This is a genomic window from Robinsoniella peoriensis (assembly GCF_000797495.1).
Classification (GTDB): Bacteria; Bacillota; Clostridia; order Lachnospirales; family Lachnospiraceae; genus Robinsoniella; species Robinsoniella peoriensis.
On record NZ_JTGN01000005.1, the window covers coordinates 443,178 to 458,649 of the forward strand.

15 protein-coding genes are annotated in these 15,472 nt (G+C 38.5%); all 15 read right to left on the minus strand.

The genetic code is table 11. The features are described 5' to 3' along the window. Nucleotides 1–33: 33 nt before the first annotated feature. The 15 genes from QR40_RS12775 to QR40_RS31775 all read right to left on the minus strand — a co-directional run bounded on the left by QR40_RS12775 (nt 34) and on the right by QR40_RS31775 (nt 15,441). Nucleotides 34–1,146 (minus strand): glycosyltransferase family 4 protein, encoded by a 1,113-nt coding sequence (locus tag QR40_RS12775; protein WP_052430835.1) that lies wholly within the window; start codon nt 1,144–1,146, stop codon nt 34–36. Next, the gene (locus QR40_RS12780) at nt 1,136–2,683 is read right to left on the minus strand and encodes a lipopolysaccharide biosynthesis protein (RefSeq protein ID WP_152614210.1); all 1,548 of its coding nucleotides are present in this window, start codon (nt 2,681–2,683) and stop codon (nt 1,136–1,138) included. The genes QR40_RS12775 and QR40_RS12780 overlap by 11 nt, the downstream gene beginning before the upstream one ends. A gap of 2 nt (nt 2,684–2,685) precedes the next feature. Then, a complete protein-coding gene (locus tag QR40_RS12785) occupies nt 2,686–3,936 on the minus strand; it encodes an O-antigen ligase family protein (RefSeq protein ID WP_044295325.1) in 1,251 nt (416 codons plus the stop codon). Continuing rightward, the gene (locus QR40_RS12790) at nt 3,929–5,071 is read right to left on the minus strand and encodes a polysaccharide pyruvyl transferase family protein (RefSeq protein ID WP_044295327.1); all 1,143 of its coding nucleotides are present in this window, start codon (nt 5,069–5,071) and stop codon (nt 3,929–3,931) included. Before QR40_RS12790 ends, QR40_RS12785 begins: the two co-directional genes overlap by 8 nt. After that, on the minus strand, nt 5,040–6,302 hold the full coding sequence (locus QR40_RS12795) for a glycosyltransferase (RefSeq protein WP_044295330.1): 1,263 nt from the start codon (nt 6,300–6,302) through the stop codon (nt 5,040–5,042). Before QR40_RS12795 ends, QR40_RS12790 begins: the two co-directional genes overlap by 32 nt. Nucleotides 6,303–6,309: 7 nt before the next feature. Further along, a complete protein-coding gene (gene cps2T / locus QR40_RS12800) occupies nt 6,310–7,536 on the minus strand; it encodes a beta 1-4 rhamnosyltransferase Cps2T (RefSeq protein ID WP_044295332.1) in 1,227 nt (408 codons plus the stop codon). 61 nt (nt 7,537–7,597) lie between these two features. Then, on the minus strand, nt 7,598–9,022 hold the full coding sequence (locus tag QR40_RS12805; RefSeq protein WP_027292636.1) for a sugar transferase: 1,425 nt from the start codon (nt 9,020–9,022) through the stop codon (nt 7,598–7,600). A gap of 31 nt (nt 9,023–9,053) precedes the next feature. Beyond that, on the minus strand, nt 9,054–9,773 hold the full coding sequence (locus tag QR40_RS12810; RefSeq protein WP_160295806.1) for a helicase associated domain-containing protein: 720 nt from the start codon (nt 9,771–9,773) through the stop codon (nt 9,054–9,056). A gap of 414 nt (nt 9,774–10,187) precedes the next feature. After that, on the minus strand, nt 10,188–11,030 hold the full coding sequence (locus QR40_RS12815) for a tyrosine-type recombinase/integrase (protein WP_044295337.1): 843 nt from the start codon (nt 11,028–11,030) through the stop codon (nt 10,188–10,190). 212 nt (nt 11,031–11,242) lie between these two features. Further along, complete coding sequence (locus QR40_RS32570; protein WP_276325434.1) at nt 11,243–11,374, minus strand: hypothetical protein; 132 nt, start codon at nt 11,372–11,374, stop codon at nt 11,243–11,245. 34 nt (nt 11,375–11,408) lie between these two features. Continuing rightward, entirely contained in the window at nt 11,409–12,161 is a 753-nt protein-coding gene (locus tag QR40_RS12820) for a LytR/AlgR family response regulator transcription factor (protein ID WP_044295339.1), read from the minus strand. A gap of 297 nt (nt 12,162–12,458) precedes the next feature. Beyond that, nucleotides 12,459–13,805 (minus strand): sensor domain-containing diguanylate cyclase, encoded by a 1,347-nt coding sequence (locus tag QR40_RS12825; protein WP_052430836.1) that lies wholly within the window; start codon nt 13,803–13,805, stop codon nt 12,459–12,461. A 77-nt stretch (nt 13,806–13,882) separates the two neighbouring features. Further along, the gene (locus QR40_RS33180; RefSeq protein WP_081998891.1) at nt 13,883–14,065 is read right to left on the minus strand and encodes a DUF6783 domain-containing protein; all 183 of its coding nucleotides are present in this window, start codon (nt 14,063–14,065) and stop codon (nt 13,883–13,885) included. A 112-nt stretch (nt 14,066–14,177) separates the two neighbouring features. Beyond that, a complete protein-coding gene (locus tag QR40_RS12830) occupies nt 14,178–15,221 on the minus strand; it encodes a GNAT family N-acetyltransferase (protein WP_044295349.1) in 1,044 nt (347 codons plus the stop codon). Further along, nucleotides 15,148–15,441: a hypothetical protein gene (locus QR40_RS31775; RefSeq protein WP_156042777.1), complete on the minus strand. Its 294-nt coding sequence runs from the start codon at nt 15,439–15,441 to the stop codon at nt 15,148–15,150. The genes QR40_RS12830 and QR40_RS31775 overlap by 74 nt, the downstream gene beginning before the upstream one ends. Nucleotides 15,442–15,472: the final 31 nt, after the last annotated feature.

The window sequence follows — 15,472 nt, forward strand, 5'->3', positions numbered from 1 at the left end:
TATTATTCTTTTTGATATTTTCCTGTCTGCTGCTCACCTGTCATTTTCAATGGTTTCTAATACAATCCCGGCAATGGTATCCCAGGAATATTTCTTTATGTACTCTTCCTGATGACTGGTCACGTAATTTTTGATTTCTGCATTATTTAACAGCCGGTGCATTTTACCAGCCAGATCCAGGGGGTTCTCTTCATCAATGAGATACCCGTTTTTCCCCTCTGTAATAATTTCTTTCATAGAAAATGCATTTCGGGCTATGCAGGGAAGCCCAAAGATCAATGCTTCTGCGAAAACGATACCAAAAGGTTCTGACCGTGATGGCATAACAAAAATATCACAAAGATTATAATATTCCGCCAGCTTTTCAGGCCTCATCAATCCAAGATACTTCACTCCGTCGGGTATTTCTCCCGGCAAAGGCCACGTTTCAGGACCTGCTATATAAAGTTCTGCATCCGGCATCTTTTCCTTTTTTAATATCCGAAATGCCTCAAGTACCACTTCTCCGCCTTTTCGCTGGAATTCTTTTCCTACAAATAAGATCTTATTGGACTGCTTTCTTGAGCGGTCAATGCTGGAAATATCCACATTGCATCCCCCGCCGATTGCATGGACTTTCCCCGGATCTACTCCCGTGTTGCTGACCAGGTCGTCCACAAGCCATTGTCCCATAGTAAAAATCCCTTTACATTTTTTATAGAACTCCACTGCCTTATCCCTTCTCACTTTCATGACTTCGGCGGAAGTGTTCGGCGGCATCGCAGTATATTTTAAAATCGGGCTTTGCGCCTGGTACAGCCGGTAAAGGTAATCATCTGATAAATCGATATAGATATATGTATTTTCGGTTACTTTCGTATCATATTCCCGATACATAAAATAACGGTTTTGGGGAATAACCTTCAGGTTTTCATTCAGGCATTTTTCTCCCCAGGCAATATCATCTAACCGGTAATCTGAATGTCTTAAAAGTTTGTTCGCAGCACGGGAAAGGAAAAGCCGCTCCCTGCTCCTGTTCTTCAGGCAGTAAGCGCTGTCTGTGACTGCTTCCGACTGCTTTCTCATAGCTTCGAATAAACCATAAGGAATTCCGGACCAATCCATTACCGGGTTATCCGTCCATTTCCAGATATGTTCAATGTTCATATTCTTCTTCCTCTTTCTGTCTTTTCCATGGCTTTCTCTTCATAATAGCGGTCACTCTGCCAAACTCCGGTCTGTTGCGGAATACAATCACATACAGCAAATTTGGTATGATCAGACATATTCCCGCCTGCCCTAAGAATGAAACTACAGATCCCGGGGTAGAAATCAATTGGCATAGTAAGTAAGTACACAGGGCAGCTGTCACAGTTATAAGCAGCTGTTTCAATAAATCCCAATAGTACTCCATGGAACTTCTTTTTAAAACAATGTTGTAAAATACCTTCAGCTCCCATGGATAAGATATAAACAGGGATATGAAGATTGTGGAAAATAAAATCCCATTGATTCCAAATATATTTACCAGTACAACATCTAAAATCAAATTCAAAATTACGGTAACCGGGGGTCTGAACCGATCTTCATACCAGACGCCTGCCGCATCTCTGTATACTGTTACAATCTTCCTGACATAGCTGATATAGAAATACAAAACGCATAAAATGACCGTATCCATTCCAAACAGCCGGTCTTGTCCCACCCATAACCACATAAAACTCTGATACAGACAGAGCAGGCAGATGGCACACCATCCGCACAGCCAGTGATTAATAAAGATCAACATTTTATAATCCTGGTAATTCTTTTGCAAAGACTCTGTTTCCAGGCTGTTTCCCACGCCTGCAGTCAATGAATTATGAAATATGGTCAGCATACTTCCTACTGCAAACAGGATATAATAATAATTGTTGAATTTACCCAGAATCAGAAGTCCCAAAAAACTGGAAATCACTATATTATCTACCGAAACCAAAGCAGTACCGCCTAAACGATAACAAATTAATCCTAAAAGCTTCTGTTTCATCCCCGACCTGATATCAGCCGATACCTTTCCCCTGCAAAAATACCGCGGATACATTTTTCTGACGGCAACCGCTGTGATTACATTTATCAAAATAGTACAAACAGGCGTTAATATTACATAGATGTAATAATTCTTAAATAAAATCAAAACAGCTGCCTGCACCAGATATATCCCCACGTATACAAATAGAGATATTTTACTTGACACATCATTTCTTTGATGTGCAGCCAGTAAACATGCTTTATATCCCCAGAAAAAATAGCCGAAAACCGCATTAAAGAGGAATACCAGATACAAAACGTATATATTAATATCCCGGGGCCAGGCACCATGAATCAGGTGTTCCATAAATGGCATAATCGCTATTCCCAACAGCAGCATCGCTGCGCCAACAAAATAGTAAAATTTGCGGAACAGGTTTAATAACGAACAAATCGTGTCTTCATCACCGGAAGCAATCGGTTTGTACATATAATAGACAATGGCTCCGCCAAATCCTAATTCCGCAAAGTTTAAAACACTAAAAATAGAAGTAAACAGGCTATTTAACCCAATATATTCTTCGCCCAGAATATAAAGCATTACCGTTCGGATTACAAAAGGAAGCAGCATCATAACAAGTGTATTAATAACCCCGTAAAAAGTACTTCTGACAAAATTTTTTGTTCTTTCCATTTTCATTGCTGTCTTCTCTCCAGTCTGTAGCTTCGCCTGACTACGATTAAAATTGTGATCATCATAAAGTACATCAGGTAACAGGTGCTGTCGTACAGTGGATTTCCGGTAAATCCATATACCCCAAAAACGAACTGGCCTGTAATGGAAAATCCGATCAGATCTCTTCTGCTGCTGTTCTCCCTAAAAAATCGTATGAACAGATGCACAGAAGAGAACAGACAGATTAACTGTACCGATACAAAACAAACTACGCCGGTAATCCCTGTCTCACAAAGTAATTGTAAGTATATATTGTGCACCTGAGATGTATTTTTAAATAAGGTAAAGTTCTGCTTAAACTCTCCCCATCCTATCCCAAACAACTTTGTATATGCAGATTCTCCCCACAATTTCCACGCAACAGCGTGAATATCGTTCCGGCTGTTTGATATATCTTTTTGCTCCGAAAAATTGACCAGAGTTTCAATAATTCTGCCAATTGCATTTTCATTTCCATATGCTCTGTAAAACCAAATACTAAATCCTGCAAGGAAAATCACTAAAATCGGTAATAATAGAATACGTCGCATTCTTATCTTCTGATTACAATTGATAAAATAAACTAACATACATAATACAAGTGCAATTAACATGATGGTTCTTTTGTCCGTGAACACAAGTGCAGTAAAACAAAAAATAACAGACAGCATATAACCAACAGAGTTCTTTCCATTTTTGCAGAATAAAAATGCACCTATCCCAAAAACAATGATGTACGCTGACAGCGAAATACTCAGTGCCATTCCCCCGGCATCATAATTCCATGTTCCAAGAATACGCCAGGCAAATTTAACATACACCGGATAAACAAATTGCTGCAGTATCACAAAAAAAGCTTCAATCAACGCCCGGAGTTTCATATATAAAATAATGCCGTCAAACCTTCTTGCCGGTTCGTTAACTGCAAATATGCCTGACAGGGAAACAACATACCCAAGAATATCAATAAGTAAAAAGTCCGGGGTATGTATCAGATAATTGAAAAGCGGAAAAATTCCAATTAATATTCCCCAGAGAATATTAATATAGTTAAAATTGATCTGACGGCTTCTGATGATATAAACAATAAAAGCAATCAGAGTCATGGCATAGCTGTAATTCATATATCTTCCGATGGAAGAAGACAGCAAAGTAAGCATCCAACAGACTGTAAAAAAACTCCAGGCATCTGTTTTTATGTTTTGTCCTGTCGTATTTTTTAAACTAAGCATTGAGTGCCCCCTCTAAAAATTGAAAAGACAACTTCTGCAATTCCTTTAATCTATTTTTTACAGCCAGGTAATCAATTCCGTCTTTATCAAAAGTATACGTTTCTTTTCGCATATCCCACAGGTTGTTCGAAAGTTTAAGCGAATCTAACAGATCGTACATACGACTTTCCTGATGAACTCTTGGAATGGTTAAAAACCGTTTTTCAAATATAATGGAAAATACCGTTCCGTGAAACGAGTTGGTCACGATATAACTGGCATTTTTGATATATCTGAGAAATTCCTCCGGAGAACAATACTTATCCACATATTTAATATTTTTCAATCTGGTAACCCCTGGAAAAATATCCACAATACTATAACCGTATTTTTCTCTCAAACATTCAACTGCCCGGTCCAGTTCCTGTGAATATTCCAACCCATACATCAGGATATAGGGTTCCTTTATATCAGACGGTTTTATAAATCCCAGCCATTGTTCTTTTGTTAACAGTAATGTGGGATCCAGTACGGTAACAACCTGAGCGGCACCCAGTCTGTGCATCTGTTCCTCCAGGCTTTTTTCCCTTACCGATACCGCCTTAAAATCTTTCGTCAATGATATGATTTTTTTAATATAGGTGTCGTCTCTTGCCCCGCCAATACTGGCTCCGTATGCTATTTTTTTGTGGCTTTCCGCGACAAAGCTTAAAAAATAACCTTTGTCAAACTTGTCCATGGTATAATAATTGTTCCATACCTGATCGCTGCCAGTGATATAATAATCACAGTCCGGATAATTGTCTTTTAACTCCCGGTAAGAGTGGTAATAAGGTGTTACCACTAAATATTTATGGACAAAATCTTGAAAGCCATCATGCTTCCTCTTCCGTCTGAAATAAAAAACATTGCTTAATGCAGTTTTACCCATTCCGGCTAAAATCCGGAATTTTGTCACAACTCCATGATTGCCATAGTAATGTATCCGCAGTTTCCGGTATCTGACCGGACTGTTATATATCGGCCATGATTTCTGATAATTCAAAAAAACCACCTCATGCCCCTGCTTTTTTAAATGTTCATTCAGCGCCACGGCCTGAAGAGCTCCACCATAGTTAATGGATTTATGTAATGTTACTACTCCTATTTTTGCCATATGATCTCCTTACCTGCTCGTAGTACTGTACCAAATTCTTCAGATACTGGTCTGCATCGAAATCTCTCTTTGCATTCGCCACTGCTTTTTCCCCCATGATCCGGTACTCTTCCCGGGAAAGCCCTGCCATCTTCTTCATACATTCCGCCAGACTTGCAGTGTCTTTGGGTCTGGCAATGTATCCGGTTTCCCCATTCTCTACAATCTCCGGCAGACCGCCGTTGCTGCTGACAATTACCGGTTTCCCCTGTGCCATTGCTTCCATAATGGTATATGGACCATTTTCATACCATTCCGAAGGAAGAACGATGCATTTTGCTCTCTGTACGATACGCTGCAGCACCTCCCCTGACAGAAACCCCATCAGCCTGATTCTTTCTTTTAATTGATGACAGCTGATATACTGCTGAATTTCGTCTTCTAAATCTCCGCTTCCGGCAAGATACAGCGGATTTTCCAGACCGGATTCCTGATAGGCTTTTAACATTGTCATGATTCCTTTTTCTTTGCTAAGCCTTCCGAAATAGAGAAAATAAGAGTCATTTTCCTGCACAGCCTGGTATACGCTTTTGGCAGGAAGGAAATTTTTCATATGTATTACCGGGGAAGCGGTAATGGCAGCTTCTTCGATCTTGCGTTTATAAAAAGCAGAGGGTGTTATAAACAGATCAATTTTCTGATACGTCTTTTTCCATTTATAAAGGTACGCTTCTGCTGCAGACAAGAGACTTTTCACGCTGGAATCCTTTACGCACTGATTGCGGAAACATGCACCATAATGTCCGCTTTTGCATGCTTCACAGATATTTCCGTGGGTCAGCATCATGTAATTGGGGCAGATACAATTCAGGTCATGGGCTGTATAGACGATGGGGATATGATATTTTGTCACAGCATCAATTATTGAATGGGTCAGCTGCCTTTGAAACAGATTCAGGTGAACGACATCCGGCTTCTCTTTTTGAATCAGAGCACTGATTTTCTTTTTTGCCTCTCTGGAATATAATATTTTCATTCCGGTTTGAAGCATGCGGATCTTGTCCATTTTGCCGTTAAAATCCACATGTTCAGTAAAATACCCTTCCTGCCCGCAAGGGAAATTCCGGTCATCTTTCATGGAAAAATAAATAACCTCATGACCTTTTTCTTTGAGCAGTTCACCCAGTCCAAAATAATACGTTTCCGATCCGCCCTTAATATAATGAAATTTGTTAACCAGCAATATTTTCATATTCGTGTTATCTCCTCTCATTTTTTCCAAGGAACAGTTTCTCATATTGATCTACAATATATCCCCAGTTGTACCAGTCTGATATTCTCTTTTTTGCCGTTTTTCCCATGTCCGCAATCTGAGCAGGTGACATTTGATCTGCCTCATTAATTAAACGCGCAAGATTTCCGTCCTTTTTATTCCAGTATAATGCGCCGTCCTCTCCCACTTCCCGGTTAAATCCCACGTCCAGCAGAAGATTCAGATCCGTTGCACTGAGGGCTTCCAGCAGACTTGGATTCGTTCCTCCTACTTCATGACCGTGAAAATATCCATACGCATCTTCACGTATTTTCTTTAAGATTTCAGAATCATACATTGTGCCTGCAAATTTAATTCTTGGATCTTTTGCAAATCCTGTTTTCTGCTTTAATTCCTCCAGAAATTTTTCGCTGACATTCGTTATTAGAGCGAAATCTTTTGTTGTCCCGGACTTCATGAACTCCCGAATCATGATTTCATAATTATTCTCAGGAACAAACCTGCCAACCACCAGATAATACTCTTTTGGTCTTAATTTTTTATCCTGATACCAGTGAACCAGTTTTTCATCTGTGTCGGAAATTACAGATTTACCGGTTTCTGCACCATAGGCAATATAAGTGGTATTGGGGCTGTAAACTCTGTATTCCGAACGGATATAACTTTCGATATTTTTACTGTCACAAATTAAAAGATCCGCATACTTCACCATACAGGATTCCGAATATTTCCAATATCTTCTGACAATTGGACTCCACTTTTTACGCAGAAATTCATGACCATCGGGATTAATATATAAAAGTCCGCCTATTTCTTCTATCTTCTTTTTATAATGCCTGATAAATATTCCGATCCTGCATGCCAATATGTAGAAAACAGGCTGCCTGACGTGGTGCTTTTTTACGTAGCGGAGCGCCCATCGCATGGCATCCGCATCATATAAGATAGCTCTTGCCGGACCTATCTTCTTCCACTTAATGGTATAACAGTCAGCACCATTATAAGAAAATTCGGCCTCCCGGGCATTGTAATCTTCCGGTTCTGCTGCACAGGCAACATGATACTCTACTTCATCTGACTTTTTAAACTTCGTCAGCTTCTCTACAAATGTTTCAAATCCGCCATATTTTGCTGGAATCCCTTTTGAACCGATGATAAATACATGCTGTACTTTTTTCTTATTCCTATTATCATTCGTAACCTTTGGTTTCATCTCGTATTTTCATCTCCATTTCATAATCATTTCATCATTTAAATCCTTCGTTTTCCAATCTTCAGGAAGAACCTTCCCTTTTTAAAACCACCCAAACTGTTTTCAAAAGGATTTTGACATCTAAAAAAATGGACCAGTTCATGATATAACTGACATCCAGCTTGACTATTTCTTCAAAGTTTGTGATGTTGCTCCTGCCGCTTACCTGCCATAGCCCCGTAATCCCCGGCTTAATGGCTATTCTTTTTCTATGGTGGAACTGATATTTTTCCCATTCATCCAGGGTAGGAGGCCTGGTTCCAACAAGACTCATCTCACCTTTCAATACATTCCAGAACTGCGGAAGCTCATCTATGGAAGATTTTCGTATAAAGTCTCCGATCCCTTTAATAATTCTGGGATCATTGTCCATCTTAAACATCAGCCCGTCTTCGATATTGTTTTGCTCCATCAGCTCTTTTTTTCTTTTCTCTGCATCCAGATACATGGAGCGGAATTTATATATATGAAAACGACGTCCGTTTTTTCCGATTCTTACCTGTGAAAAAAAGATCGGTCCCGGCGACTTAAAGTAGATAAGCGGTCCCACAGCCAAACCTATTACCAGTGTCATAAAGCACCCCACCAGCCCGCCGCAGATATCCAGTAACCGCTTCCAGAACAGCTGCCCGGTTGTCACCAGATTCACGGAACTGGAAAGCACCGTATATCCCACAATGTTTTCCACAAACTGATTGGTTTTTAGTTCCGGAATATGAATTAAATTAATATGTATTGTAAGTCCCATTTCCGTACATCCATCTATCAGCGGCTTGTAAATAGGGTCCAGCTCCGGTAATGAAAAAAATACTTCATCAATACATTCATTTTTCATATAGTCCAAAGCATTGCTGCGGTCAGCCAGTACCGGAATATCCAGAATCTTCTCTCCCCGCATGTCTTCATCCATAACAATGACGCCCATAATGCAGAAGTTCCCAAAACTACGGGTTTGGAAATCCAGGATCATTTTCCTGACACTTTTTTTATCTGTTATCAGAATCAGATTTCTTTTTCCCTGGCTCACTAAAAATAAGCTTCCGCTTTTTAAAGTCTTCTTTCTGACGCATCGGAAACAAAAACTCAACAGGGTAAAGAAAGCCCACATAGTTACATAAACGGAACGCGAATACATATTCATGGTTTTTGCAAGATACAGATACAGCAAGAAACAAATCATCACACAGGACGTATGGTGGATCGTTTCCTTTACTTCTTTTCCAATACCTCTTTTTAAAATATCCTGATAGCTCCCAAATGCAAGAGCGATCAATCCATCAATAAAGATAAAAATGACTGACCAACCTAAATAAATATCTCTTAAGTAAAAAGTTTGAACTCCATATCTAATCATAAAGGCAATCATTAAGGCTGCTTCCACACAAATCAGATCAATAATGATAAAATCAAGGTGTTTCATCCAATTATTTAAATTTTTCTGGTACATAATTAACTCTTTTTCTACCTTATTTTTATATTTAACTGCTTTTTTGTAAAATTGTACTTTTCTCTAAATGCCTTTCACTTCGAATTCCCCAGAGCATTCCAATCTGATTCAATTTGAAGACTTCACTTTCCTCCAGTTTATTTTTCCTGGTCCCTCTGTATTTTTCCCGTTGAACATTGATCCATATTCCTAATTTATATCCGGATTCCGTTACATAATTAAAAGGTACTTCCAGATTCCCATAGGTCTTATAGTAGCAGCTTGCCTGCTCATACCATTCATCCCATTCCCTTCTTGTACGGATCTGCCAGTTAATACCCAGCCGTTCTAATTTATCTGTTTCCTCCGGACGCAGTTTGTTTTGCTTGTAACGTTTCCTTTGATAACTGATCCATTCGCCCAATGGCAGATGCCTGACCAAATATCCCTTTGGAATATCTATATTTTTGTACTCCTCATAATACTGGACACAATACTGATACCAGATCTCCCACTGTGTGCGTATCCCCAGCGTCCATTCCATTTCAATCTGATTCAACAGATATATTCTTCTTTCATCAATCTGGTAAACACCCTTTTCATGATACGCAGCTCTTTGCCGCTCAATCCACCGCCCAAGCAAAAGATCATTGTTTGTTCTGTATTTTACCGGTATTCTTAAGTGATGGTTTGTCTCATAATATTCCTTTGCCAGTTCATACCATACATCCCAATCAAGGCGCGTATACTGGCGCTTACTCGTCTTGTTCATTTTCTTTTTTCTCTGCATCCTTTCTTTTTTAGCAACGCCTCACCATATATGTGGTACAACTTTTTACATTTCCAAGAACGCGGTTCCTTACCGTTTTCCCTATTACATAATTACCATTATGTAGTATCAGAACCAGAGAAAAGGGATCATTTTGTGTTTTATATGCAATATGTGAAATTAATCTGAGTCAATAGGAAAATTTAAGATATGAAAAGAAAAGTCTTTTACAATTTTTAATGCAAAAGACTTGTTTGAATGTTCAAAATTAAGTAACTGATTAAAATTCGACTTTTTTTCTATTATGTATTTGCATTTTTATCAAAATAGTGCTAATATAATACCAATCGTAAAAAATAGTTATGTAATTTATAAATGTCTGATACTACATAATGGTAATTATGTAGTTTTTATTTTCTATAGGATTAATCCCAGTTTATCAATATCTCTCTGATGTTCATACCCCGATGTCATAATGTAGATACGTGTCGTATTTATACTGCTATGACCCAGTACATCTGCTAACTTGGCAATATCTTTTTTTAATTCATAAAAGCATCTGGCAAACAGCTTTCTCAGGTTATGAGGGAACACTTTTTCTTTTGATACACCTGCTTTTTGACATAATTTCTTCATGTCTGCCCAGATATTACTTCTATTGAGTGATTTGCCGCCTTTCGTAATGAAAACTTCTCCGCTTTTAATCCCATATTTCTTTGAAAAAAGAATTAGTATCTTTTTTAACTTTTTGGGTATCAGGATTATTCTGGTCTTATTCTTGCTGGATACCGTAATCTCTCCCTGTTTAATATCCTCGATCTTAAAATATTTCAATTCAGATATACGAATACCCGTTGATGCTATCGTTTGGAGTATTACAAACATTCTTTCGTTATTAATGGACTTTGCTGTATTCAGCAGGCGTATATATTCTTCTTTATTCAGTTCCTTCTCCGAAGAACGGTATGGCTTTTTTTGTACCTTTAGCTGCTTTACACAGAAATCATTTAGCCCAAAAAACTGCAGGAACTTATTCACTGCCGCTATCATGGAATTAACACTGGTTACTGCAAAATTATCCTTTAGATATTTCTTGTAAGCAATTACAAGGTCCTTTCTGATTTCATTTCCAGCAAGAAATACTTGAAATCTTCTGATATCCCGCATATATTTCTGTATCGTTAAATCACTTTTTTCCTCTTTTTGTAACTGTCTTATAAAAAGTACGATCGCGTCTTCCGAAACTTTCTCTGGTTTCATATTTTGTCTCCTAAAAATGTCTTCCTTATATTATTTAATTCTGGTATATCTTTATTTGACTATTATCTTCAAGATAATTAATAATTATGAGGTATTTTTAAAAAATAAAAAACTGTGTTAGCTAAAATATAAAAGCTTACACAGTTCTCCCAATTAAAATAAATAATAACGCTATCTAATTAGCATATTCACATTTCAATATAATATCAATCTTAACCGGAATAACCCCGGTTGAATATCATAATCAATACTGCCATTATATTTCTTAACAAAAGCCTGAATGCTTCTGCTCCCAATACCTCGTTTAAAGTAAACATTAATCCCAAAGTCATTGAAGTGGTCATTAGAACCTTAATGAGATTGTAAAGAATGTCATCACTAAATATTAGAATAGAAATCACTCTCCTGGGCTTCTTTGAATAAAAACTCCATATAGCTTTTTCTGGCACTTTGATAAGTTCGCGTAATTCTCAGCTCTTTTTTATTAATCAGAGTAAAACCTTTCTTTGAAATTTTATTGACAAATAACATGTTAACGATTACGGACGAGGAAACCTTAGTAAAACGGAAATCTTTTAACAGATCCTGCATTTTCTGACCAAAAGACTCCCGAAAAATAACACTGTCAATTACTTCTCCATTCTCCAGATAATAGGATAAATAATGATAATGATACTCAATATAGATAATGGAACTCTTACTGACTGTAACCATGCCATTACTTGTTTTTATATAGACACTAGTGTTAAACCGCTCGTAACGTTTCAATACTTTCTGTAAAACCAGGTACAGTTCTTCGTATTTCACTGGTTTTAACAAATAATAATAGGCATGTACCGTATAAGACTGAACTGCAAAATCCGGTGAATTTGACAGATAAATAATAACAGCCTGTTCATCTCTCTGCCTTATGAGCTGTCCCATCTCTATACCATTTCTTTCCGGCATGATAATATCCATCAAATAAATTTCGAAATTCTCGTAACGAATCGCATTCAATAGACTATTAGCAGTATGAAATACGGCAATTGAAATTTCCGTTTCCGAATATAATTTTATTATCTGCTGCACTATAACATTCAGCCGATGTAATTCTACCTCATCATCATCACAGATAGCAATCTTAATCATTTTATCCCTCCCAAGGTGTCATAACAGGCCATAACAAATAGCAAAAAACCTAATAGCTGCAGAATAATTGTATCTTAAGGTAATCCTGATGTCAAACAGAGATCAAATTCTTGAAATAATCTTGAAACTTTCAAATTTGAAATATTTGCAAAGAGAAGCCATCAGGATCATATACAGAGGATTCTCCTAATGGCTGAATATATTATTTTCCTTACCTTTACACCTTTGGTAGTCATTTATATGGGCTGATTAATGGACCGCATTAACAGAAACTACTTCATCCTGGGCCATGTCATCTCATGACCAGGTATGTTCATCTAATGATACCCTATATTCATGCATCGATGGATTATAGACGGCATAACTGCCTTTGCCTGTATTTTTCACATAATAAAGCGCCTGATCAGCATGGCTGAAGAGGCTATAAAAATCCCTGCCGTCTTTTGGATAAAATGCAATTCCTATACTGCAGCTCAAATGAATATCATACTCTTCGAAAGAAATTTCTTTGATTCCTATTAAAATTTTATCTGCCAGTTCAGCTGCTAACTGATCTGACAACCCCGGAAGAAATGCAAGAAACTCATCTCCCCCAACTCTGCCTAGCACATCCGTAAAACGAAATTTATTTTTCATCATTGAAGCGATCTTTGATAACGTCTTATCCCCACACAAGTGACCAAACTGATCATTGACATATTTAAAGTCATCCACATCAATTAGAAATAACGCACCCTTTTCGCAATCCTTCCACTCCAGATACTCTTCCATTTTCTTCTGGGATACCGCCTTATTATAAAGCCCCGTTAGACAGTCGTTCTGGGCTTTAATTATCAGCTCCTGCCGTTCTCTCTTCTCTTCCTCTATATCTACGATCACGCCGACTGCCCTTACAGGTCTTTTATTATTGTCATATTGTGTAGTAGCCCGAATACGGCACCAGGTGAATCTGCCCTTTGCATTTTTTATGCGAAATTCTGTTTCTGAATAAGGAACACCCGCTGCAGTGTCCGTCATAATTGCAATAAACGCAGCCATATCATCCGGATGTATATTCGGTGACTGGGGAATCCTACTGCTAATGCCTTCCCTTATGGCAGTATAGCCAAACTTCTTACTCCAGTTCTTGGAAAAAGTCAGACTATCCGCATCCATATCCCATTCAAAGATAATATCCGTCCCCTGATCCATAATAACCTGATGCCGCTCTAAAGAAAGCCGCAGGGCTTCCCTCTGCTTCCTCTGTTCTGTTATGTCCAACATAACACAATATAATGTCCGTTGTCCATCTTCTCCTACAGCAAGCCTCCCTTTATCCAGTATCCACACCAGACCGCCATCCTTAATTGGTATCCGGTACTCCAACTCCAGATCATTTTTAAATGCCAGCTGGTGTTTCATTGATTCAAACACAGCGTCCCGGTCTTCTTTATATATCATTCTTGCAAATCGATTCTGAAATCTTTCCTCAATATCGTTCCTGCTATATCCGAACATCTCGAAAAAACTGTCACTCATATTAATTATCGTCAGTTCCTCATCATCCTTACATTGGTGAAGTCCACATGGAACATTCTTTGTCAAGGCAGACATCTCCCTTAACTTAGACTGAAGCTCCTGTAATGTTTCCCGTTTAAATTCCACTTTTGTCTCCTTCCTCTAAACATTTATTCCATTTACAATCAGTATAGAATTCAGGATTATAATTTTTTTCTTCAAAATTAGAACATGGCTGAAAGTATAGGTCTAGAGCGTGTATTAGAATTGCTTTCTGGCAGCTGTGCATCACACTTTGTGGGTGATTTGTCCCGGATGAAGGGCGCGTAGCGGGCTACGTAACCTGAGTTCGGGGCAAATATGCCGCAAAGTAGGACGTGCAGATGGCGGGAATGAATTTCAAACACTCTATAATACTTATTTTCTATTTTAAGCTATTTTACTATAAAAGCAATACTTTAGGGAAACATACACTTATATGACATTTAAATTCACTTAAACGACACTTCACAACACCCATTAAAGCTGCATAAAAGCAATAAGCAGAACCGATATCAGCGCCATTGCACAATATAACCATCTGTTCCAGCAAAAGACCCTGCTTCCGCCATAAGCTTCAAAGGGATAAAATGCCAGGATACGATAGATCAAAAGTATTTCTCCAATCCATGAGGCATAGTGAAAAATCAAATGAGAAGATTGAAATATCATAGATACTCCCGTTAATACAATCATAAACAACCATTCTGCTAAAGCCACCATTCCCAAATCCCTGCGGAATTCGTTCGTGTTTTCGTAGTCCCGGGGATACCAGTTGCCGCTCATTGGAAATACTCCGCTAAAAAAATTTACGATTGCAGCAACACCTGCTCCTCCATTATTCATACGAAACTGCCATTCCCTCTTACTGGACATGGCCATTATTCTGCCCACGGCGATTCTGCCAGCCAGGATTCCTGCATAGACCCCCAGAAATATCATGGGTTCTTTTATGCGGTACAAAGTTAAAAGAATCAGCAAAACATTGATCAGAAGATATGCCCCAATCTGTCTGCCGGTGCTGTCTTTACTTTCCAGTGTCTCATTGCGCACTGCCAGATAAAAATCCATCCCGATAGCCAGCCAGAATAAATTTCGAATAAACTGGGACAAGACACCCAAAACCCCCAGATGCCGGAACATTTCCGGCAATCCAACCCTGGAAAATCCATTTTTCAGAAATAAACTCCAGGAACCGACATTGTCATCCTTTACTAATGCTGCCTGAGAGTCACATCCCTGCTCCCAAAGATGATTCGTGGTTGCCTGGTACAATTTTCTGCCAATTCCTCTCCCATGATAATCCGGGTCTACAAATGCATATTCAAAGTACCCCGTTCTCTTCCCCTGGACTTCAGTAATTTTGTAGATAATGGCTCCTGTAATTTTTCCATCAACTACTGCTACTAATGCATGTTTTGGTTCACTTACAAACATTCCTTCAATAAAATTAAATGCCCGCTTGCCAATTTTTTTCACCTCTTTGGCTTCTTCCTGCTCCATAGTGCGAATTACAATCTCCACTGATTTCCTCCTTTTTCATTCCACGTTTTTTAGTAGATGCCCAATGGGAACGCAAAAAGGCATAGCCTGTATCTTCCCTTACAAGCCATGCCTGATTATTTATTTGTGGTTGACCCATATGAATATGATCCAAAAGGCAGCGTCTGATACGGCGTTGTCCATAGGTCCCTCCTTGTGGTTTATTTACTAAAAGTATATAAAAGCTTTCTCTTACTGTCAAGAAAAGTTTAATCCGTTCAGTTGGTTACAAT